Source organism: Pseudoxanthobacter sp. (genome assembly GCF_036822375.1).
Taxonomy (GTDB): Bacteria; Pseudomonadota; Alphaproteobacteria; order Rhizobiales; family Segnochrobactraceae; genus Pseudoxanthobacter.
The window spans coordinates 1-20,126 of the sequence record NZ_DAISHT010000051.1; the positions used below are offsets into that span (position 1 = coordinate 1).

Sequence of the window (20,126 nt, forward strand, 5' to 3'; positions counted from 1 at the left end):
CATCTACGTCCGGTCGCTGCTGACGGTTCTGCGCGAGGGGCTTCCCGTCAAGGCTCTCGCCCATATCACCGGCGGCGGCCTGACGGAGAACCTGCCGCGCGTGCTGCCGAAAACGGTAGCCGGCCGCATCGATCTTTCCGCCATCGCCGTGCCGCCGGTGTTCTCGTGGCTGGCAAAGGGCGGGCGCATCGAAGAGGCGGAGCTGCTGCGCACCTTCAACTGCGGCGTGGGCATGGTCGTCGTGGTGCCGGCCGGCGCGGCCGAGACCGCGGTGCAGCGCCTGCGCCAGCTTGGTGAGGCGGCAGCCATCATCGGCACCATCGTGCCGCGCACGGGCGAGGCGGTCGTCTATGACGGCGCCCTGCCGCTCGAAGGCTGAGGCCGGCCGATCGTGACCCCCGTTCGCACCGCCATCCTCGTTTCCGGCCGCGGCAGCAACATGGTGTCGCTGCTGGAGGCGGCCCGCGACGACAGCGCCTTTCCGGCGGCCTTCTCGCTGGTGGTCTCCAACCGTCCGGGCGTGCTGGCGCTGGAGCGCGCGGCCGCCTTCGGCGTGCCGACCGACGTGATCGACCACAAGGCCTTTGCCGACCGCGAGAGCTTCGACCGGGCACTGTCCGCCCGGCTGGAGGCCGCCGGCATCGAACTGATCTGCCTGGCCGGCTTCATGCGCCTGCTCACGCCCTGGCTGGTGGAGCACTGGCGCGACCGCATGCTCAACATCCACCCCGCCATTCTGCCCGCGTTCAAGGGCCTGCACACCCACGAGCGGGCCCTTGAGGCGGGTGTGAAGCTGCACGGCTGCACGGTTCATCTGGTGCGCAGCGAAATGGATGCCGGCCCGATCATCGCGCAGGCCGCCGTGCCGGTGCTGAGCGGCGATACGCCGGACAGCCTCGGCGCCCGCGTGCTGGGTGCCGAACACCGGCTTTATCCCCATGCCCTGCGGCTGTGGGCCTCCGGCCGCGCGACGCTTGAGGGCGAGCGCGTGTTCGTCGACGGCGAGGCCGGCGCCGCCGCGGCGCTGATCGCCCCCGGCCTCTGAGGCCGCTGCGAACCGGCCCTGCGCAACAGGCGGGGCTGGCCGCCGGCTGCGGCATGGCATGTGGCGCAGGTCTTGCCGCATGCCGGCCTGCTGCCCCGCCCGGCTGCCGGTCGCGGGGCGCGCTGTCGCTTCTTCGTGCCGGCCGCCTGCAGGGCCGCCGGCGCTGCCCGCAGGATGATCCGCCCATGCCCGCCGCCCCGATGCGCAATCTCTATCTCCGGACCGCCCGGCCGCCGTTCGCCGCGCCGCCCCTGCAGGGTGCGGTGACGGCCGATGTCGCCATCGTCGGCGGCGGCTACACCGGCCTGTCGACGGCTCTGCATCTGGCGGAGATGGGGCTGAAGCCCGTGGTGGTGGAGGCCGGCGAAATCGGTCACGGCTGCTCCGGCCGCAACGGCGGACAGGTCAACCCGGGCCTGAAGCTGCTGCCCGACGAGGTGGAGGCCCACTGGGGCGCCGATCTCGGCCGCCGCATGCTGGCGCTTTCCTATGGCGCGCCGGACGTGGTGTTCGGCCTCATCGAGAAGCACGGCATCGACTGCGCGCCTGCGCGCACCGGCACCATCCGCGCGGCGATCGATGCCACCGGCATCGCCGGTGTGCGGGCGCTGGTGGAACAGTGCGCGGCCCGCGGCGGCCCGGTGCGCTTTCTGGATGCCGCCGAAATGAAGGCGGCAACCGGAACCGGGCTCTATCTCGCCGGTGCGCTCGATGCGCGCGGCGGCCACCTCAATCCGCTGGGTTATGCCCGCGGCCTTGCCCTTGCCGCGCAGCGGGCCGGCGCCGTGCTGTATGCCAACAGCCGCGCCACATCCGTGCAGCGCGACGGCAGCGGCTGGCAGGTCACGACCGCAGGCGGCCGCGTGACGGCGCCGGAACTGGTGATCGGCACCAACGGCTACACCGGCGACCTGTGGCCCGGCCTGAAGCGCACGATTGCGCCGGTGTGGACCAACATCGCCGCCACCGATCCGCTGCCGGAGGCCGTTCGCCGCACCATCATGCCTTCGGGCGCGGCGCTCTACGAGGCGGCGTGGGACGTGGTCTATTACCGCCTCGACGACGAAGGACGCTTGCTGATGGGCGGTCGCGGCCCGCAGCGCGATGCCCGCGGCCCGCAGGACTATCGCCACCTCGTCGCCTATGCCGAAAAGCTGTGGCCGCAGCTGCGCGGCGTGGCGTGGCCCTGGCAGTGGCACGGGCAGGTGGCCGTCACGCAGGACCATTTCCCTCACCTGACGGCGCCGGAGAAGGGCGTTCACCTGATGCTCGGCTATAACGGCCGCGGTGTCGCCATGGCCACCGTTTCCGGCCGCATCGTTGCCGCGCGCATCGCCTCCGGCGGCACGGCCGTGGTCGATCTGCCGGTGCGCAACCGGCTGGAGCCGATGCCGTTTCAGCGCTTCTGGCGCATCGGCGCCGAAGCCAGCATGAGCTGGCACCTGCTGCTCGACCGCCTGCGCGGCCGCTGAGCGCGCGCCTTCAGTCGCCGGCCGGCGCGCCCGCGGCCGGCCAGAGCGAGGGCGCGCAGCCGGTGACGCGCTGAAACTCGCGGTTGAAATTGGAGCGGGTGTTGAAACCGCTGTCCAGCATCGCCGCCGTCACGCTCTCGCCCGCGGCGAGGCAGGCGCAGGCATGGCGCACGCGGTGGCCGTTGACGAAGCGCGAGACGTTTTCGCCGGTGATGCGGTTGATCGCTCCCGACAGGGCCTTGGCCGGAACCCGCAGGCGACGGGCAAGGCGGGCGAGCGTCAGCGCCGGATCGAGATAGAGCCGCTCGGTTTCCATCAGGTCGGCGAGACGCGCCACCAGAGCCCGGTCGGCGGCCTCGTCTGCCGCCGCGCCCTCCGCCGGTGCGGCCGCCGCCGGCCCGGCATCGGGCTCCGCATCGCCCACGAGGCTGCGGGACAGCACCAGCACCCCGATGCACAGCAGCGACAGCGTGGAAAACAGGCCGAAGATCCACCCCTTGAGCCACAGCGCCCCGGCGGCGGCCGCAACGGCAATGAGGCCGTCGCTGATGCCGGACAGGATCAGAGCCGCGGCGATCGCCCGCCAGACGAAATCCGGCCGTTCGCCGTTCTCCAGCCGCATCAGCGGCAGCGCATCGGCGCCGCCGCGCACCAACAGCGCCAGAATGGCGCCGCCATAGGCCAGGAAGGCGCCGGAAACCGCGGCATCGAGCGCGACCGGGGCGAAGACCGCGCAGAACGCCGTGAAGCCCGGCACCGCAAGGTGCACCGCGCCAAGCCGCCACGGCAGCGGGCCGATGGCCGTGACGCGGAAGGTGACCCACGCCAGCACCGGCACCGCGGTGGCGGTGACCGGCTGCACGCGCGCAAAGCCCGGCACCAGATAGTACTGCCCGAGCGACACCACCACGCCCTGAAACGCGCACACCGCCAGCAGCGCCGAAAACAGCGGCGGCCGGCGCCGCAGGCGCGCTTCCACCGCCAGCAAGCCCAGAATCAGCGCCGTCACCATGGGCATCGGCAGCGTCAGCATGAAAAGCCTCCAACCGCGCAGGGAACCGGCACAGGCGACCTGTGCCCGGATGTCCCGACGCCCACCGTGATGGCCGAAAACCGCATCCCGGGCGACCTGAAACCGGATTGAGGACGCAGAAACCGGCCGGATGGCGCCTTCTGGCCGCATCCCGTTCACGAACAGCCGGAGCCGGTGAACCGCCATGATGCCTCCCCCCGCCACGCCCCTGCCGCGCACCGCCGTGCCGGCTGCCATCCGCAGCCGCCTCGCCCGTCCGCTCCGCCGCCTCGCCGCCCTGCTGCTCCTCGCCGGCCTGGCCGCCGGGACCGCCCATGCGCAGGAGAGCGCCGGCAGCGCCGTGCCCGGCTACGACCGCCTCACCGTGCAGGCCGCGCACCGGCCGGCGCCGCTGGCGGCCTCCGTCTGGTATCCCGCCGGCACGCGCACCTATCGCGGGCTCATCGGCGACAACGCGGTGTTTACCGGCACGCCGGCTCTGGTCGGCGCCGGGGTGGCGGCCGGGCGCTTTCCGCTGGTGATCGTCTCCCACGGCTCCGGCGGCAACATGGATGGCCTCGGCTGGCTTGCCGCCGGCCTCGTGCAGAACGGCTTCATGGTTCTGGCCGTCAACCATCCCGGCAGCACATCGGGGGATTCCTCGCCCCGCCGCTCGCTGCTGCTCGGCGCGCGCGCGGCCGATCTGAAAGCCGCGCTCGATGCGCTGCTGGCCGATCCCGCCTTTGCCCCCCATGTCGAAACCCGCACCGTCGCCGCGCTTGGCTTCTCGCTCGGCGGCTCCACGGTGCTCAATCTCGCCGGCGTGGGCATTTCGGCCGAACGTTACCGCGCCTATTGCGCCGGGCCCGGGCGGGAGGCCGGCGACTGCACGTTCTTTGCCCGCGGCGGCGTCGATTTCGCCGCCCTGCCGGCGGGCTTCACCGCACCCGGCACGGCGGATGCCCGCATTGCGCGCTTCGTGGCGGTGGAGCCGGGCTTCTCCCGCGCCATGACCGATGAGACGCTGACCCGGGTGACCAAGCCGGTGCTGCTGATGAACCTCGGCGGAGCGGAACGGTGGCAGGCGACCGACCTGTCGCCCGCCGGCAGCAACCTGCCGGCCCGGCTGCCGCAGGCAAGCTATGCCGTGGTGGCACCGGGCCACCACTTCACCTTTCTGGCGGTCTGCAAGCCGGAGGGGGCCGCGGTGCTGGCGCAGGAACAGGACGACCCGGTCTGCACCGACCCGCCCGGCACCGACCGCGCGAAGGCGCACGCCGCCATTCTGGCGGCGATCGTCGCTTTCCTGAAGCAGGGCTGACGCAGAAAAGGCCGGGCACCGCAGCGGCGGCCCGGCCTTTTGATCATCTCCGCTCCTGCCGCCGCCCTTCCGGGGCGCCACAGATCAGCGCTTGTGCCGTCTCAGTTCTTCTTGCCGTCCTTATCGGCAAACGGATTATCGCCCTTGCGCAGGCTGAGGCGCACCGGGCAGCCGCGCAGCTCGAACGTCTCGCGGATGCCGTTGACCAGATAGCGGGTATAGGAATCCGGCAGGGCTTCCGGGCGCGAGCAGAACACCACGAAATGCGGCGGGCGCGACTTGGCCTGCGTCATGTAGCGCATCTTGATGCGGCGGCCGGACACGGCTGGCGGCGGATGATGCTCCAGCACGGTCGCAAGCCAGCGGTTGAGACGGCCGGTGGAAATGCGCTCGCTCCACACCTCGCGCGCCTTGAAGGCTGCGCCCATCAGCCGGTCCAGCCCCTCGCCGGTAAAGCCGGAGACCGGCACCAGATCGACGCCGCGGATCTGCGGCAGCAGGCGGTCCACCTGCTCGCGTGCCGCCTTCAGCGCCGCATTGCGGTCTTCCACCAGATCCCACTTGTTGAGCGCAATCACGATGGCCCGGCCCTCGCGCACCACGAGGTCGGCAATCTGCAGATCCTGCTTCTCGAAGGGAATGGTGGCATCGAGCGTCAGCAGCACCACCTCGGCGAAGCGGATGGACCGCAGCGTTTCGCCCACCGAAAGGCGTTCCAGCTTGCCTTCCACGCGCGCCTTGCGGCGCAGGCCGGCGGTGTCGACGAAATCGACCTGACGGCCCTTCCACTCCCACGGCACGGTGATGGAATCGCGCGTGATGCCGGCTTCCGGCCCGGTCAGCAGCCGTTCCTCGCCAAGATAGCGGTTGATGAGGGTCGACTTGCCGGCATTCGGCCGGCCGACCACGGCAAGCTTCAGCGGCCGCGACAGCAGGCCCTCTTCCTCGCCTTCCTCGGTGTCGGTGGCCACCGCCTCCACCTCTTCCACCGCCAGCGTGGGATCGGGGAAATGATCGACGATGGCGGCATAGAGGTCGGCGAAGCCCTCGCCGTGCTCGGCCGAAATCGCCACCGGCTCGCCCAGCCCCATGCCATAGGCTTCCATCAGGCCGTCGAAACCGGCCTTTCCCTCGGCCTTGTTGACCACCAGCACGACCGGCCGGTTGGTGCGGCGCAGCAGGGCGCCGAAATGCTCGTCGATGGGCGTCATGCCGACGCGGCCGTCGATGACGAACAGCACGATGTCGGCCTGCCCGATGGCGGCCTCGGTCTGGGCGCGCATGCGGCCTTCGAGGCTTTCCTCGCCGGCCTCTTCAAGGCCGGCGGTATCGACGATGGTGAAGGTCAGATCGCCCAGATGGCCGGTGCCCTCGCGCCGGTCGCGCGTCACCCCCGGCGTGTCGTCCACCAGCGCCACCTTGCGGCCGACGAGGCGGTTGAACAGGGTCGATTTGCCGACGTTCGGCCGTCCGACGATGGCAACGACGAGGTCCATGGGGGTTCTTTTCCGCGGTTCTGTGTCTGAAAGGTAATCCGTCTTCACCGGGCATCGCAGCGATGCCCTTCCGAAGACGCATCCGGGCCTTTTCCCGTCCGAACGGAAAAAGGCCCCGGAAATCGGGCCGGCAGCCGCCGGGCGGCCGCCGGTTGTTGTCAGCGATAGGCGGTGATGGTGCCGACGCCGCTGACCACGATCATCGTGCCGTTGGCCAGAATCGGGCCCATGAACGCCGGATCGCCGATCTTGCGCACCGGGCCGAGCTTGCCGCCGGCCGGATCGACCGTCATCATCTCGCCCGCCGACGAGACGAACCACAGCTGGCCGCCGGCCAGAAGCGGGCCCGCCCAGTGGGTGCGCTTGGACTTGGTGTTGATCACCGGCAGCTGCACCGACCACAGCGGCTGCCCGCTGTTGCGGTCCAGTGCGGCGGCGCGGTCATCGAGATCCACGAGGAACACGGCGTTGCCGGAAACCACCGGCGTGTGGGCGCTGCCCACGTTCTGGTCCCAGCGCCGCTCGCCGGTCTTGGTGTTGATGGCGATGGTGCGGCCGGAAACGCCGGTGGCATAGACCGTGTCGCCGACGATGACCGGGCTGGCCGCGACATCTGACAGCGACGACAGCGCCATGGTGCGGGTCGACTGCGTCACCGCATCCGACCACTGCGGCTCGCCCTTGGCGATGTCGAAGCCCATCACCTCACCGGAGGTGTAGGGCGCGACCAGCGTGTTGCCCGACACCGCCGGGCTTGCGGAAGCGAGCAGGCCGCCGGCTTCCGGAATGCCGCGATAGGACCACGCCTCGCTGCCGTCCGCCGCGTTGACGGCGTAAACCACGTTCTGGTCGGAAACGATGAACACCTTGCCGCCGGAAACCGTGGGGGCCCCGCGCGCCGGCGATGCCAGATCCTTGGTCCACAGCGTCTTGCCGGAGGCCGGGTCGAGGGCAACGAGGGCGCCATAGCCGGTGCCGACATAAACCCGGCCCTCGCCGAAGGCCACGCCGCCGCCGATTGCCGGATCGCGCTCCTTCTCCGGCCGCAGCGACACCTGCCAGGCGCGGCCGCCGTTTGCCAGCGACAGCGCGGTGACGGCGCCGTTCGGCGCATAGACATAAACCTGCCCGGCCCCGGTCACGGGACGGGCCGAGACGCGGCTGTCGGCCGCGCCGAACCAGCCGCCGCCAAGGCTGCCGCCCAGCACGGTCGTGCTCCACGCCCGGGTTGCCGAGCCGGCAAAGGCGAGGCTGCCGGAATCGTTGGCGGGCGTGCCGCCGGCCACCGGCCAGTCCGCGTTCGACTGCGCCCCGCCGATGGTGGCGGTGCCGGCGCCGGCCTGCTGCAGCACGTCGTCGGCCGTGAACACGTCCACGCGCTTGCCCGGCAGCGGCGGCTGCTTCTTTTCGAACGGGTTGAGGCTGCTCAGGGTTTCGCACCCCGCCACGCCGAACACGAGCATGGAGACGAGCGCGAAGCGGACGAGGTGCTTTGGCGACACGGGCGGGCGCATGGCGATCCTTGCAATCTATCCATCGGCGGTATTGCGCTGCGGCGGCACCGGCCGTCGCAGAACCGGGCCCGGCAGGTGCGGGCCGTTGTCATCCGTTTGCCGTCCGGCCCGACCGGCGGCGTTACGACCCGTTGCCGGTCGCCGGCGCGGGCCTGACCTCAACCGGGCCGGAAGCGGCCTGAATGAGCGACAGCATGATGCGCGCACGCTCGGCCGCCTCGCGCGGGCCGTCGGCATCGCCGATGATATCGGTGAAATAGCGCCGCGCGGTGGCCAGATCGCCGCCCGCGTAGGCGGCAAGGCCCATGATCTCGCGCGCCGGCTGGCGCCACGGACCGCCGGCCTCTCCGGCAAGCGAGGAGACGCGCGCCGCGGCGGCCTTCGGATCGCTGCCGGCAAGCGCCAGATAGCCGGCCCGCACATGGGCCAGATTGCGATAGAGCACCGGCACGCTGCCATCGGCGGCGATGGCATCGAAGCCGGCAATGGCGGCAGCCGTGTCGCCGGCCGTGGCCTGCTCCGCGGCCACGCGGAAGCGGCCGAGAATCGCATAACCGCCGCCGGTCTCGCCGACGAGCTGGTTCAGGGCATCGATGGCCGCCTTGTGATCGCCCTTGGAGGCGGTCTCAAGCGCGGCATAGAACTGATCGCCGCCGGCGCGCGCCTTTGAATCCTGCCAGGCGACATAGCCGCGCCAGCCGGCCGTGCCGGCAATCACCAGCACCACCAGCACAATGAAGTGCACGCCAAACCGGTTCCAGAGGCCGCGAAAGCGCTCGCGCCGCATGTCCTCTTGGATTTCGTGGAAGATATCCGCCATACGTCCCCGTTCCCGCCGCTCTTCTTCCACCGGCGAGCCCATCGGTGTTGCGTCTGCCGGCTCCGCCCTGAGGCTGCAAGCCGGCCACGTTCGTGCCGCAGGGATTACCGCGTTCGCAAGGGTTCGCCAAGCACCATTCCGCCTGCCGGCCCCGCCGCGCGGCGCAATCCCGCCGGCCGGGCGGCAGCAGCGGCGCGCCTCAGAGCACCGCCGGCACGCCGATCAGCCAGACGTGCAGTCTGAGGAGGATCGCGGCATAAACAAGGAGTCCGACCGCAACAACCAGAAAATCGTTGCGCCACGGCCCGCCGTGCACCACCACCAGCCCCGCGGCCTCGCGGCGCTTGAGCGAGATGCGGGAAAAGCCGGCCCAAAGGAAAAAGCTGCCGAACAGCAGCACCGAGGCAGCATCGCCGTTGGCCAGCAGGTGAGCGAAGGCCCAAACCCCGACGCCGCTGACCAGCGGATGACGCACCCACTTGCGGATGTGGCAGGGCACAAAACCGGCCACCACCAGCACGGAGGCAACCAGCATCAGCCCCAGCGCCAGATGGCGCAGCCAGAACGGCGGGCTGTAGAGTTCTGACGGCCCGGCCGCCCGCGCCAGACCGAAGCCGGTGACGATCAGCACCAGCCCGGCCAGCGCCAGCGCGGAGTGCAGCGCCCGATAGCCGTTATCGCCCAGCCGCGCCGCAAGGCGCGCGCGCATCGGCGACGCAGGCACGAGATGCACCGCGATGAAGATCGCAAGCCCGAGCGCAAGAACCAGCATCGCCAGCCTCCCTCACGAGAAGGCGGCACTTAAGCACAGCCCCCGGCCCGGCATGAGGGCCGCGGCGTCACGCGCGACGCCGCGCCGCAGCATGGCGGCATCAGTCGCTCGTCCGCGCCTTGTCGAGCGGAATGTAACCGAGCGGAAGCGCAGTCGTATATTTGATCTGCTCCATCGCAAATGTGGTGCTGACATCCGAAATTTCGATCTTGGAAATCAGCTTCTTGTAGAACGCATCGTAGGCGGCGATATCCGGCACGACGACACGCAGCAGATAATCCACCGAGCCGGCCATGCGATAGAACTCGACCACCTCCGGGAAATCCTGAATGACACCGGCAAAGCGTGTCAGCCAGTCCTGAGAATGCTGACTGGTGACAATGGAGACGAAGGCCGTGACCGGCGCGTTCACCTTCACCGGATCCAGCAGCGCGACCCGCGCGGTGATGACGCGGTCTTCCTCCAGCTTCTGGATGCGGCGCCAGCACGGCGTGGTCGACAGCCCGACCCGGCGGGCGATCTCGGCCACGGGAACGGTGGAGTCCTCCTGCAGGATGGAGAGGATCTTGCGGTCAGTGCGGTCGATCATGGCGCCAGCGCCTTCCTATTGTCTATAGACTGTATCGATTAATATCCATCGGAGATACACGTTTCAGAAACGCGCTGCAATAGGAATGAAATTGCCGGAAAGGAAAATCAACGGCCCCCGAGGAGCAAATTTTGCACCTCGGCCCGCAGCGCGGGCAGCAGCTCGGCCTCAAACCACGGATGGCGGCGCAGCCAGCCGTTGTTGCGCCAGGAGGGATGGGGCAGCGGCCACACGCGCGGCGCGCCCGGCCTGCGAAGCAGGGTCTGCCAGGCGGCAACGGTGTCGCTGACGCTGGCCCGGCAATCGCCCTTCAGGTGATAGCGCTGGGCCGCCGCGCCGATGGCCAGCACCAGCGCCAGCTGCGGCATGGCCGCGAACACGCTGTCATGCCAGGTGCGGGCGCATTCGCGCCGCGGCGGCAGGTCGCCGCCATGGGCATCGTGGCCGGGAAAGCAGAACCCCATCGGCACGATGGCCACGCGGGCGGTATCGTAGAAGAGATCCGGGCCGATGCCGAGCCACGCCCGCAGGCGGGCGCCGGAGGGATCGGAAAAGGGCACCCCGCTGCCGTGGACGCGGGTGCCCGGCGCCTGCCCGGCGATGCACAGCCGCGCCGTGGCGCTGAGCCGCACCACCGGGCGCGGCTCGTGCGGCAGCGGCCGGCCGAGCGGTGTTTCCACACACACCCGGCAGGCGGTAATGGCGCGGCCGAGGCCGGCCAGACGGGCGCACGCAGCCGCTTCGCCCGTGGCTGCCATCAGTCGTCGCGGCTGGAAACGCCGGCCGAGGAAAACGTGGCCATGCCGGCATGGGTGCGGGCGGCGGCACGCACGATGCCGGCGGCAAGCGCCGCGCCGGTGCCTTCGCCAAGGCGCAGGCCAAGGTCGAGCACCGGCTTCTTGCCCAGCCGCTCCAGCACGCGCACATGGCCCGGCTCGGCCGAAAGGTGGCCGATCAGGCAATGGTCGATGGCGTGCGAATCGATCTGGTGCAGCACGGCCGCTGCAGCAGTGCACACGTAGCCGTCGACGATCACCGGAATGCGCTGGTGGCGGGCCGCGATGATAACGCCGGCCATGGCCGCGATCTCGCGTCCGCCGACGCGGCGCAGAATTTCCAGACCGTCGGTCTCGCCGGCAAGGCGCCCGGCCGCTGCGGCCACGGCCGCGGTCTTGCGCGCAAGGCCGGCATCGTCCACGCCGGTGCCGCGGCCGGTCCAGTCCGCCGCCTCGCCGCCGTAGAGCGCATGATAGATGGCCGCGGCGACGGCCGTGTTGCCGATGCCCATTTCGCCGATGCACAGCAGGTCGGTGCCGCCGGCAATGGCCTCCATGCCGAAGGCCATGGTGGCAGCAAGGCCCATCTCGTCGAAGGCGTCGGTCTCGGTGATGTCCGGGGTCGGATAGTCGAGCGCGAGTTCCAGCACCTTGAGGCCGATGTCGCTGGCCTGACAGATCTGGTTGATGGCCGCGCCGCCGGCGGCAAAATTCGCCACCATCTGCTTCGTCACATCGGCGGGATAGGCCGAAACGCCGCGCGCCGCGATGCCGTGGTTGGCGGCAAACACCGCCACCAGGGGCATGGATACTTCCGGCACCGGGCGGCCCTGCCAGGCCGCAAGCCATTCCACCAGCGCTTCCAGCCGCCCGAGCGCCCCTTCCGGCTTGGTCAGCTCGGCGTTGCGCCGGCGCACCGCCTCCACCGCCGCCCGGTCGGCGCCGGGGGCGCCGCGGATGAGGGCACGCATATCTTCAAGCGGATGGGCCATCGGGATCGTCCTGTCTGTCGATAGATCCGGGCGCAGCCGGCCGGCCGCCCGGGGGCCCGGCCTGCGCACGGGCGGGCTTCCCCATAGCCCAGAACCGCCCGGCCGGCCAAGACCCACTCTGTCGCGCCCGCGCCTTTGCGGCGGTGCCGGCTGCGGCACGCGGCCCCGCGCCGGCCCGCCGGCGCGCCTTCCCGCTGCCGCGATGCCGGCCGCCGCTGCGGCCCGGCAACCGCCGCCGTGCGCCGGGCGACATCGGGCCTGCGCCCGGCTGCCCGGCGCGCGGGCGACTGGCGGGGCAGGCCGAAAGGCGCAATAACAGGCCGGCCTTCCTGAACCGGCCTTCCTGAACCGGCCTTGCTGAGCCGGCCTGTTATTGCGCCGGCCCTTCCGCCGGGAAGACCCGCGCCGCCCGCACCTGCGAAAAGACCCCGCCTGCCGAAAGACCCGCGATCGTGACCGAACCGCCGTCCCGCCCCTGCCCCCGCCTTCCCGCCCGCATTCTGGCCGATCTGGCAGCCGGCGTGCGGTTCTATTCGCGCCTTCCGCTGCCGCCGCTCAGTGCCGCCGACGATCCCGCCGCCCCGCCCTCCATGCCGCGCATCGGCTGGAGCGTGCCGCTGGCCGGCGGGCTGATCGCCCTGCCGGCCGCGGCGGTGCTGGTCGCGGCCACGGCGCCCGGCCTGCCGCCGCTGCTGGCCGCCTGCCTGGCGCTGATAACCGAACTGCTGGTCACCGGCTGTTTCCACGAAGACGGTCTGGCCGATACCTTCGATGGCCTCGGCGGCGGCTGGACGCGCGAACGCAAGCTGGAAATCATGCGCGACAGCCGCATCGGGTCCTATGGCAGTGCGGCGATGATCATGTCGCTTGTCACCCGCGCCGGCGCGCTCGGTGCCCTGATCGGCTTTGCCGGGCCACTGGGGGCGGCCGGCGCCTTCGTTGCCGGGCGCGGCGTGACACGGCTTGCCGCCCTCGGCGTGATGACCATGGTGCCGGCCGCCCGCGGCGACGGCATGGCGGCCGCCGGTGTACCGTCGCGGGCGGACCTGCTACCGGGCCTGCCCATTGCCGTTGCCCTCACCCTTGCGCTGGTGGCACCGGCCTTCGGCGCAGCCCTCAGCCTTGCCGGGCTGGCGCTGGTGGCCGCGGCCATGGTGCTGATGGCCCGCGTGTGCCTGAAGCAGATCGGCGGCCAGACCGGCGACATTCTCGGCGCCACGCAACAGATTGCCGAAATCGCCTTCCTGCTGACACTGGCAACAGCGGCCGGGGCAAAGCCATGAGCGGCCCGGCCTCCGCCTCCGCCGCCATCCCCTCGCCCTGCACCGGCATCTGCACGCCGGATGCCGGCCGCCGCTTCTGCATCGGCTGCGCCCGCACGCTGGAGGAAATCGGCCGCTGGCGATCGATGAGCCCGGCCGAGCGGGCCGCCATCATGGCCGCCCTGCCCGCCCGCCGCGCCGCGTCCGGGAGCGGACGGCGATGACGGGCCATGTCTGCGCCAGCAGCCGGCCGCGCGGGCAGCGCCCGGCGGCCTCCCCTGCAGCACCGGCCGCCGCCTTGCGGGCCGGCAGACCTGAGCAATGCCGGATCGGCCGACGCCGCGTCAGTCCGGCACAAGCCGCTCCAAATCAAGCCGCTCCAGATCCGGTCGGCCGGCGACGCGCCGGATGCGCCCGCGCGACACAAACATGAGCCCGCCCGATATGCGTCCGCCCGGCAGCCGCCTGCGCCTCGTGCTCGGCCTCATCCTCGTCGCCATCTGCGTCGTGGCAGCGGCGGCGTGGCTTTTCGGCGGCAGCGCAGGCCCGCGGGCCGCCGGGGCGTTCTCGCAGAACTGGCCGCAGGTCGTCATTCTCGGCATGCTGCTCGTCTATTTCGCCGGCCGCTTTCTGGGCCGGCCGGGCGGTGGCCGGGCCCTTGCCGCCGGCCTGCTGCTGTGGGGCGTGCTCGGGCTCGGGCTGGTCGCCGGCTATGCCATGCGCCACGATCTGGCCATCGTAGCCCGGCGCACCGCGGCAGCCCTCGTGCCGGGGCTCGCCGTCGGCCCGGCCGATGGCAGCGCAGTGCTGATCGCGCGCGATGCCTCCGGCCACTTCATGATCGACGGCCGGGCCGACGGCGCACCGGTGCGCTTCATGATCGACACCGGCGCCTCGGGCGTGATGCTGCGCCCGCAGGATGCCCGCGCGGCCGGCATCGATACCGCCGCCCTCGCCTTCACCCTGCCGGTCCGCACGGCAAACGGCACCGCCTTCGCCGCCCCGGTGCGGCTGAAGCAACTGGCCCTCGGCCCTATCGTGCTGGATGACGTGGCGGCCATGGTGGCGCCGCCGCAGGCGCTGCCGGTCAGCCTTGTCGGCCTCAGCGCGCTCGACCGGCTCTCCGCCTATGGCGTGCGCGGCGACACCATGGAACTGACGCCGTGAGCCCGCCTCAGGCGGCTTCCGGCCCCGCCGCCCGGGCGGCCGCAGCGGCGCGCACCACGTCCAGCGCCTCGGCAACAACGGCCGCATCGGCACCGGGCCGGTGCGATTCCACCGTCAGGATGCGCCGCCACGCCCGCGCACCCGGCTGCCCGGCGAAGAGGCCGAGCATGTGCCGCGCGATGGCCGCCACCGGCACGCCGCGGGCGCCTTCGGCGGCGATATAGTCCATCATCGCACCGGCCACCGCCTCCGGCGCGGCCGGCGGCTCCGCCTCGCTATAGAACGCCCGGTCGACGCCCGCCAGCAGAGCCGGCGTCTGATAGGCCGCGCGGCCCAGCATGACGCCATCGACCCGGTCCATCAGCGCACGCGCCTCCTCCAGACTGCCGATGCCGCCGTTGAGGCCGACGAACACCGGCCGCGGACCGGCCGCCAGCCGCGCGCGCAGGCGGAAGACGCGGTCGTAATCGAGCGGCGGAATGGTGCGGTTCTCCTTCGGCGACAGCCCCCGGAGCCACGCCTTGCGGGCATGGACCCACAGCGCGTCGGCCCCCGCCGCCACCACGGCATCGGCCAGCGCATCGAGCGCCGGCCCGGGGTCCTGATCGTCGATGCCGATGCGGCACTTGACGGTGACCGGAATGGCCACGGCCGCCTTCATCGCCGCCACGCAATCGCCCACCAGCGCGGGCTCCGCCATCAGGCAGGCGCCGAAACGGCCGTCCTGCACGCGGTCGGACGGGCAGCCGACGTTGAGGTTGATCTCGTCATAGCCGAAATCGGCCCCGATGCGCGCCGCCAGCGCCAGCGCCTCCGGCTGGGAACCGCCAAGCTGCAGCGCCACCGGATGTTCGGCCGCCGAAAAGCCGAGCAGCCGCGCCCGGTCGCCGTGAAGGATGGCCGGCGTGGTGATCATCTCCGTATAGAGCAGCGCCCGCCGCGACAGCAGCCGGTGGAAGAACCGGCAGTGGCGGTCCGTCCAGTCGATCATCGGCGCCACCGCGAAGGCCGGGGCCGTGCCCGCCACGCGATATGCGGACGGCTTTTCCGCGCTCATTCGGTTCATGTCCTTCCGCTCGCTCCGCCGGTCCGCGTTTGCCGCAGCCCGGGGCGGCAGGAAGCACAGGAACGGCGTCGCATCAAGGCCGCCTGCGCCGCCGGGCCGGGGCCGGCAGGCGGCCGGTGCGGCCCGGCGGCGGCCGGGCGCCGGCTCACGCCCGCGGCGGCGCGCGGTCGGGCATCAGGTGATCGGGGTGCCGGCGCCCCTTCTCGTCCCAGCCGCCGATTGCCTCGTCGTCGCCGCGGACACCGGGCGTCTGGCCGGCCAGACGCAGGGTGCGCTCCAGAAGCTGTTCGTAGATCGGCCGGCCCTTCAGCGCCTCGGCAACGATGTTGGCCATCACGCAGGTGACGATGACCGGCAGGAACAGGCTGTAGGCACCGGTCAGTTCCGCCACCAGCACCATGCCCACCAGCGGCGCCCGCACCGTGGCGGTGAAAAGCCCGCCCATGGCCGCCACCGCAAAGGCGGTCGACGTGCCCGGCGGCAGCGTGACGACGAGATCGAGCAGGCCGCCGAACAGCAGGCCGAAGGCGGTCGCCATGGCCAGAATCGGCGCGAAGATGCCGCCCGGCGCGCCGGTGGAATAGCTCGCCATCGTCATCACGAAACGGATCACCACGATGACCGCCAGCGTGAGCACGCCGAGATGCTCGTGCGCCATGGTCAGCACCAGCCCCTCGCCGCCCTGCGTCGCCTCCGGCCGCAGCAGGGCGAGAACGCCGATGGCGGCGGCCACGACCGCCGGCCACAGATAGGGCGTGAAGCGCCGGCCGACCTTGTCGGCGCTCTCAAGGCCGGTCAGCACGCCGGCGTTGAACAGCACGCCCACCCCGCCCAGAAGCGCGCCGAGCACGATGAACGCCGGCAGCAGCGTGAGCGGCATGTCCGGCACTTCCAGAAACAGAAACGGCCGTGCCCCGCCGATGGCCACCGTGACGGCACCCGAAGCGGCCGAGCACACGATGACGGCGGTGTAGGTGCGGAAGCCATAGGGAAACTGCCGGCGCGTTTCCTCGATCACGAACAGCACCGCCGCCAGCGGCGCGCTGAAGGCGGCCGCAAGGCCGGCGGCGGCGCCCGCCGCCATCAGCCCGCGCCCGTCGCGCAAGCCAAGGCCGGTGGCGCGGGTAAAGGCTTCCGAGATCGAGGCCCCCATATGGATGGTCGGCCCCTCGCGCCCGGCGACCAGACCGGCGCCCAGCGAAAGAATGCCGCCGAAGAACTTTACCGGCAGCACGCGCCACCAGTGCAGCGTGCGCAGGCCCTCCATGGCGCCCTCGATCTCCTGCACGCCGCTGCCGGCGGCCTCCGGCGCAAAGCGGCGGACGAGATAGACCGAGAGCAGCACCATCGCCATCGCCACGGCCGCCAGCACGGGATAGACAAGCGGACCGGAGATGTGCGCGATGACGAATTTCGGCCAGTCCAGCAGAAACTCAACGGCAATGTGGAACACCGAGCCGATCGCACCGACCAGCACACCGACCACGGCAGCGAGAAGATAATAGACGCCATCCGAGGTCGTCCGGTGCGTTGCAGCGTTTCCGTTCGACAATGTCTTGAGCCTCCGTGTTTGTCAGCCGGCGCGGCGCGGTCTCAGGCCGCCCGATTGCACGCCATGCGCCGCAGAAAGGCAAGCCAGAAGGCTGCCGAGACCAGCGCCCCGAGCGCCATGGTGAAGACCATCGAGCGCGCCGTGCCGTCGAATCCGGCGCTGACGAGCGCCGTCGCGGCCGACGAGACCAGCATCTGCAACGCACCGCCCAGCGCCGCCGCCGCCCCGGCGCGCGCGCCGAACGGTTCCAGCGCCAGCAGCATCGCGTTGGGCATGACGAGGCCGAGCGAGGCCAGCGAAACGAACACCAGCCCGAGCACAACCGGCAGCCCGCCGAGGCCCGCGGCCTCCGCCCCGGCCAGCGCCAGTGCCGCCGGCACCAGCACGCACAGCGCCACGGACACGACGCGGCGGGCCCCGAAGCGGGTGATCAGCATGCTGTTGAACTGCGCGCCGCCGATGATGCCGGCGGCGTTGAGGGCAAACACGAGGCTGTATTGCAGCGGGCTGAGGCCGCCGAGCGTCATCAGCACAAAGGGCGAGCCGGCGATATAGGCAAACAGCACCGCCTGCGCGCCGCCGCCGGCCAGCACCGCCGTGAGGAACCAGCCGGACGAGAACAGCGCACCGTAGGAGGCCAGCGTGCCCCGCAGCCCCGCCGGCTGACGGCGCGCGGGCGGCAGCGTTTCCGGCAGCGCCAGCATCACCAGCACGATGACGGCGGCGCCGATCAGGGCCAGCGCCACGAAGATGGCCCGCCAGGAGACGACCGAAACCAGTGCGCCGCCGGCCACCGGCGCCAGAATCGGCGACAGGCTGAGCCCCAGCAGCGACAGCGCCATCAGCCGCGCCGCGCGGGCGCCGGTGGCGAGGTCGCGGATCACGGCCATGGTGACGACGCCGCCGGCGGCCCCGCCGAGCCCCTGCACGAAGCGCAGCGCGATCAGCATATCAATGGACGTGGCGAAGGCGCAGCCGACCGAGGCGACGACAAACAGCCCGAGCCCGGCCAGCACCGGAATCCGCCGGCCGATCATGTCGGAAAGCGGGCCGTAGATGACCTGCCCGAGCGCCATCGCCACGAAGAACGACACCAGCGAGAGCTGGACCTCGGCCTCCGACGTTGCAAACGCAGAGGCGATGGCGGCAAAGCCGGGCAGGTACATGTCGATGGCGAACGGCCCGACCGCCATCAGAAGCCCCAGCACGACGACCTGACGGGCAAGAGACTGCGAGTGCATGAAACGGACAACCTCAAAGCCGCCGGAGGGCAGCACGGGGCACGACATCGCCTGCTGCCGTGACCGCGCGATGACGGGCCGGCCGGCACCGGACCGGAACCGGGCGCGCGGCAGGCAGGGCAAAAAGGCAGACAGGGCGGAAGGCAGGCAACATAAAGACAGAAAAGAAAGCGCAGGCAGGCAGGAAGCTGGAGGGCGCAAGGCCGCGACACTGGCCGCAACGCCGGCGGACCGGGCCCGCACCCTGCCCTGCCGGACCGCCCGGCACAAGACACCCCACGCAGACGTGACCGCCCCGCGGTTCCGCGTTCCCGCAGAGCCTTTCCGCCGGGCGCACGGCCGGCCCGACGCGCGCGGCAGGCCCCCGCACGAAGGCCGTACCGGCCCCGCCGGCGCCGCCGCGCACCACAGCGGGCACCGCCGCACCGGGGGCCGGTCCCGGTGCCCGCCGGCCGCCGCCGCCGGTGCCTTCAGGGCCGGCCGGCACGGCGCGCAGGGCTGCTCCGCCGCGCAGCCATTGCATCGCGCCGCAAGATGGGCCATTTGCTCTGCCAAATCCTGTTTGACATCATTCTGAGGTGCCGCCCGCAGCTGACGCGGGCTGCGCGCTGCCGCCGGCGACGGGCGGCCTGGAGACCGCCCCTTTGTCCGACCTGACCCAGACCACTGCCGGGGCCGCGATGGCGGCCGGCGGCAAGACCAGCCCGAAGAGCGGCGCCAACCCGAAGATCAGCTTCGTCAGCCTCGGCTGCCCGAAGGCACTGGTCGATTCGGAGCGCATCATCACCCAGTTGCGGGCCGAGGGCTACGAGATCACCCGCAGCCACACCGGCGCCGACGTGGTGGTGGTGAACACCTGCGGCTTCCTCGATTCCGCCAAGGCGGAATCCCTCGGCGCCATCGGCGAGGCGATTGCCGAGAACGGCCGGGTGATCGTGACCGGCTGCATGGGCGCGCGGCCCGACGACATCCTCCGGGTGCACCCGGACGTGCTCGCCGTCACCGGCCCGCAGGCCTACGAAAGCGTCGTGGGCGCCGTTCATGCCGCCGTGCCGCCGGCCCACGATCCGTTCGTCGATCTGGTGCCGCCGCAGGGCGTGAAGCTGACGCCCCGCCACTATGCCTACCTGAAGATCTCCGAAGGCTGCTCCAACCGCTGCACCTTCTGCATCATTCCGGGCCTGCGCGGCGATCTCGTCAGCCGCCCCGCCGCCGATGTGCTGCGCGAGGCTGAGAAGCTGGTGAAAGCGGGGGTGAAGGAGATCCTCGTCATCTCGCAGGATACCTCGGCCTATGGCGTGGACCTGCGCTATGCCGCCAGCCCCTGGCACGACCGCGAGGTGCGCGCGAAGTTCTACGATCTGGCCAACGAACTCGGCGGCCTCGGCGCGTGGGTGCGCCTGCACTATGTCTATCCCTACCCGCATGTCGACGAGGTCATCGGCCTGATGGCGGAAGGCCGGGTGCTGCCCTATCTCGACATCCCCTTCCAGCACGCCAGTGCCAGCGTGCTCAAGGCCATGCGCCGCCCGGCGCATCAGGAAAAGACGCTCGGCCGCATCCGCCGCTGGCGGCAGGAGTGCCCGGAACTCGCCATCCGCTCCACCTTCATCGTCGGCTTCCCCGGCGAGACCGAAGCCGATTTCGAAGAACTGCTGTCGTTCCTCGACGAGGCCTCGCTCGACCGCGTCGGCTGCTTCAAATACGAGGCGGTAGAAGGCGCGGTGGCCAACGATCTGCCCGGCGCGGTGCCGGAGGCGGTGAAGGAAGAGCGCTGGCACCGCTTCATGGCCCGCCAGCAGGCCATCAGCGCGAAGCGCCTTTCCGCCCGCGTCGGCCGGCGCGCGAAGATCCTCGTCGACAGCGCCAAGGGCCTCACCGCCACCGGCCGCGGCACCTGGGACGCGCCGGAAATCGACGGCGTCGTTCACCTCACCGGCCGCCGGCCGATCCGCGCCGGCGAATTCGTCAGCGTGCGCATCGACCGCGCGGATGCCTATGACCTGCACGCCACCGTCGTCGGCTGAGC

Annotated in this window: 19 protein-coding genes; 8 read left to right on the plus strand and 11 right to left on the minus strand. The window is 71.3% G+C overall.

Features of this window, described 5'->3' with window-relative positions; genetic code table 11:
- The 3 genes from V7067_RS07235 to V7067_RS07245 form a co-directional block, all read left to right on the plus strand.
- Positions 1 to 379: AIR synthase-related protein (locus V7067_RS07235; protein WP_334175213.1), on the plus strand; the 379-nt coding region annotated here is incomplete at its 5' end.
- A gap of 12 nt (positions 380 to 391) precedes the next feature.
- On the plus strand, positions 392 to 1,045 hold the full coding sequence (gene purN / locus V7067_RS07240) for a phosphoribosylglycinamide formyltransferase (RefSeq protein WP_334175214.1): 654 nt from the start codon (positions 392 to 394) through the stop codon (positions 1,043 to 1,045).
- Between the two features lie 185 nt (positions 1,046 to 1,230).
- Entirely contained in the window at positions 1,231 to 2,517 is a 1,287-nt protein-coding gene (locus V7067_RS07245) for an FAD-binding oxidoreductase (protein ID WP_334175215.1), read from the plus strand.
- A 10-nt stretch (positions 2,518 to 2,527) separates the two neighbouring features.
- On the opposite strand, the gene V7067_RS07250 is transcribed toward V7067_RS07245, so the two are convergent.
- A complete protein-coding gene (locus V7067_RS07250; protein WP_334175216.1) occupies positions 2,528 to 3,550 on the minus strand; it encodes an AraC family transcriptional regulator in 1,023 nt (340 codons plus the stop codon).
- 184 nt (positions 3,551 to 3,734) lie between these two features.
- Here V7067_RS07250 and V7067_RS07255 point away from each other — a divergent pair, with 184 nt between their 5' ends.
- A complete protein-coding gene (locus tag V7067_RS07255; protein WP_334175217.1) occupies positions 3,735 to 4,850 on the plus strand; it encodes a hypothetical protein in 1,116 nt (371 codons plus the stop codon).
- Positions 4,851 to 4,951: 101 nt separating this feature from the next.
- Here V7067_RS07255 and der read toward each other — a convergent pair whose 3' ends face one another.
- From der to cobT, 7 genes are all read right to left on the minus strand, one after another.
- Positions 4,952 to 6,346, minus strand: coding sequence for a ribosome biogenesis GTPase Der (der, locus tag V7067_RS07260; protein WP_334175218.1), 1,395 nt, complete (start codon positions 6,344 to 6,346; stop codon positions 4,952 to 4,954).
- A gap of 158 nt (positions 6,347 to 6,504) precedes the next feature.
- Positions 6,505 to 7,848: a PQQ-binding-like beta-propeller repeat protein gene (locus V7067_RS07265; protein ID WP_334175219.1), complete on the minus strand. Its 1,344-nt coding sequence runs from the start codon at positions 7,846 to 7,848 to the stop codon at positions 6,505 to 6,507.
- 133 nt (positions 7,849 to 7,981) lie between these two features.
- Positions 7,982 to 8,680 carry a tetratricopeptide repeat protein gene (locus tag V7067_RS07270; RefSeq protein WP_334175220.1) on the minus strand — a complete coding sequence of 233 codons (699 nt, stop codon included), beginning with the start codon at positions 8,678 to 8,680 and terminating at the stop codon, positions 7,982 to 7,984.
- A 199-nt stretch (positions 8,681 to 8,879) separates the two neighbouring features.
- On the minus strand, positions 8,880 to 9,452 hold the full coding sequence (locus V7067_RS07275) for an NnrU family protein (protein WP_334175221.1): 573 nt from the start codon (positions 9,450 to 9,452) through the stop codon (positions 8,880 to 8,882).
- A gap of 100 nt (positions 9,453 to 9,552) precedes the next feature.
- The gene (locus V7067_RS07280; RefSeq protein WP_334175230.1) at positions 9,553 to 10,038 is read right to left on the minus strand and encodes an Lrp/AsnC family transcriptional regulator; all 486 of its coding nucleotides are present in this window, start codon (positions 10,036 to 10,038) and stop codon (positions 9,553 to 9,555) included.
- 110 nt (positions 10,039 to 10,148) lie between these two features.
- Positions 10,149 to 10,799 carry a uracil-DNA glycosylase family protein gene (locus tag V7067_RS07285; RefSeq protein ID WP_334175222.1) on the minus strand — a complete coding sequence of 217 codons (651 nt, stop codon included), beginning with the start codon at positions 10,797 to 10,799 and terminating at the stop codon, positions 10,149 to 10,151.
- Positions 10,799 to 11,809 carry a nicotinate-nucleotide--dimethylbenzimidazole phosphoribosyltransferase gene (gene cobT, locus V7067_RS07290; protein WP_334175223.1) on the minus strand — a complete coding sequence of 337 codons (1,011 nt, stop codon included), beginning with the start codon at positions 11,807 to 11,809 and terminating at the stop codon, positions 10,799 to 10,801. The genes V7067_RS07285 and cobT overlap by 1 nt, the downstream gene beginning before the upstream one ends.
- A gap of 452 nt (positions 11,810 to 12,261) precedes the next feature.
- Here cobT and V7067_RS07295 point away from each other — a divergent pair, with 452 nt between their 5' ends.
- The 3 genes from V7067_RS07295 to V7067_RS07305 all read left to right on the plus strand — a co-directional run bounded on the left by V7067_RS07295 (position 12,262) and on the right by V7067_RS07305 (position 14,238).
- A complete protein-coding gene (locus V7067_RS07295; protein WP_334175224.1) occupies positions 12,262 to 13,092 on the plus strand; it encodes an adenosylcobinamide-GDP ribazoletransferase in 831 nt (276 codons plus the stop codon).
- The gene (locus V7067_RS07300) at positions 13,089 to 13,295 is read left to right on the plus strand and encodes a DUF1289 domain-containing protein (protein ID WP_334175225.1); all 207 of its coding nucleotides are present in this window, start codon (positions 13,089 to 13,091) and stop codon (positions 13,293 to 13,295) included. The genes V7067_RS07295 and V7067_RS07300 overlap by 4 nt, the downstream gene beginning before the upstream one ends.
- Positions 13,296 to 13,500: 205 nt before the next feature.
- Positions 13,501 to 14,238 (plus strand): TIGR02281 family clan AA aspartic protease, encoded by a 738-nt coding sequence (locus V7067_RS07305; protein WP_334175226.1) that lies wholly within the window; start codon positions 13,501 to 13,503, stop codon positions 14,236 to 14,238.
- A gap of 7 nt (positions 14,239 to 14,245) precedes the next feature.
- Here the strand turns inward: V7067_RS07305 and dusA are convergent, their stop codons facing one another.
- From dusA to V7067_RS07320, 3 genes are all read right to left on the minus strand, one after another.
- On the minus strand, positions 14,246 to 15,295 hold the full coding sequence (gene dusA / locus V7067_RS07310) for a tRNA dihydrouridine(20/20a) synthase DusA (RefSeq protein ID WP_334175227.1): 1,050 nt from the start codon (positions 15,293 to 15,295) through the stop codon (positions 14,246 to 14,248).
- Positions 15,296 to 15,449: 154 nt separating this feature from the next.
- Entirely contained in the window at positions 15,450 to 16,856 is a 1,407-nt protein-coding gene (gene clcA, locus V7067_RS07315) for a H(+)/Cl(-) exchange transporter ClcA (RefSeq protein WP_334175228.1), read from the minus strand.
- A 41-nt stretch (positions 16,857 to 16,897) separates the two neighbouring features.
- Positions 16,898 to 18,097, minus strand: a complete 1,200-nt coding sequence (locus tag V7067_RS07320; protein WP_334175229.1) for a multidrug effflux MFS transporter — start codon at positions 18,095 to 18,097, stop codon at positions 16,898 to 16,900.
- A gap of 680 nt (positions 18,098 to 18,777) precedes the next feature.
- On the opposite strand from V7067_RS07320, the gene rimO reads away from it, so the two are divergent.
- Complete coding sequence (rimO, locus tag V7067_RS07325; RefSeq protein WP_334175231.1) at positions 18,778 to 20,124, plus strand: 30S ribosomal protein S12 methylthiotransferase RimO; 1,347 nt, start codon at positions 18,778 to 18,780, stop codon at positions 20,122 to 20,124.
- Positions 20,125 to 20,126: the final 2 nt, after the last annotated feature.

What these genes read in the sequence shown, in the direction of transcription:
- V7067_RS07320 (WP_334175229.1), bottom strand. Translation starts at nt 18,097, where the DNA reads ATGCACTCGCAGTCTCTTGCCCGTCAGGTCGTCGTGCTGGGGCTTCTG.
- der (WP_334175218.1), bottom strand. Translation starts at nt 6,346, where the DNA reads ATGGACCTCGTCGTTGCCATCGTCGGACGGCCGAACGTCGGCAAATCG.
- V7067_RS07285 (WP_334175222.1), bottom strand. Translation starts at nt 10,799, where the DNA reads ATGGCAGCCACGGGCGAAGCGGCTGCGTGCGCCCGTCTGGCCGGCCTC.
- V7067_RS07305 (WP_334175226.1), top strand. Translation starts at nt 13,501, where the DNA reads ATGAGCCCGCCCGATATGCGTCCGCCCGGCAGCCGCCTGCGCCTCGTG.
- V7067_RS07245 (WP_334175215.1), top strand. Translation starts at nt 1,231, where the DNA reads ATGCCCGCCGCCCCGATGCGCAATCTCTATCTCCGGACCGCCCGGCCG.
- V7067_RS07255 (WP_334175217.1), top strand. Translation starts at nt 3,735, where the DNA reads ATGATGCCTCCCCCCGCCACGCCCCTGCCGCGCACCGCCGTGCCGGCT.
- V7067_RS07300 (WP_334175225.1), top strand. Translation starts at nt 13,089, where the DNA reads ATGAGCGGCCCGGCCTCCGCCTCCGCCGCCATCCCCTCGCCCTGCACC.
- rimO (WP_334175231.1), top strand. Translation starts at nt 18,778, where the DNA reads ATGGCGGCCGGCGGCAAGACCAGCCCGAAGAGCGGCGCCAACCCGAAG.
- dusA (WP_334175227.1), bottom strand. Translation starts at nt 15,295, where the DNA reads ATGAGCGCGGAAAAGCCGTCCGCATATCGCGTGGCGGGCACGGCCCCG.
- V7067_RS07250 (WP_334175216.1), bottom strand. Translation starts at nt 3,550, where the DNA reads ATGCTGACGCTGCCGATGCCCATGGTGACGGCGCTGATTCTGGGCTTG.
- V7067_RS07275 (WP_334175221.1), bottom strand. Translation starts at nt 9,452, where the DNA reads ATGCTGGTTCTTGCGCTCGGGCTTGCGATCTTCATCGCGGTGCATCTC.
- V7067_RS07270 (WP_334175220.1), bottom strand. Translation starts at nt 8,680, where the DNA reads ATGGCGGATATCTTCCACGAAATCCAAGAGGACATGCGGCGCGAGCGC.
- cobT (WP_334175223.1), bottom strand. Translation starts at nt 11,809, where the DNA reads ATGGCCCATCCGCTTGAAGATATGCGTGCCCTCATCCGCGGCGCCCCC.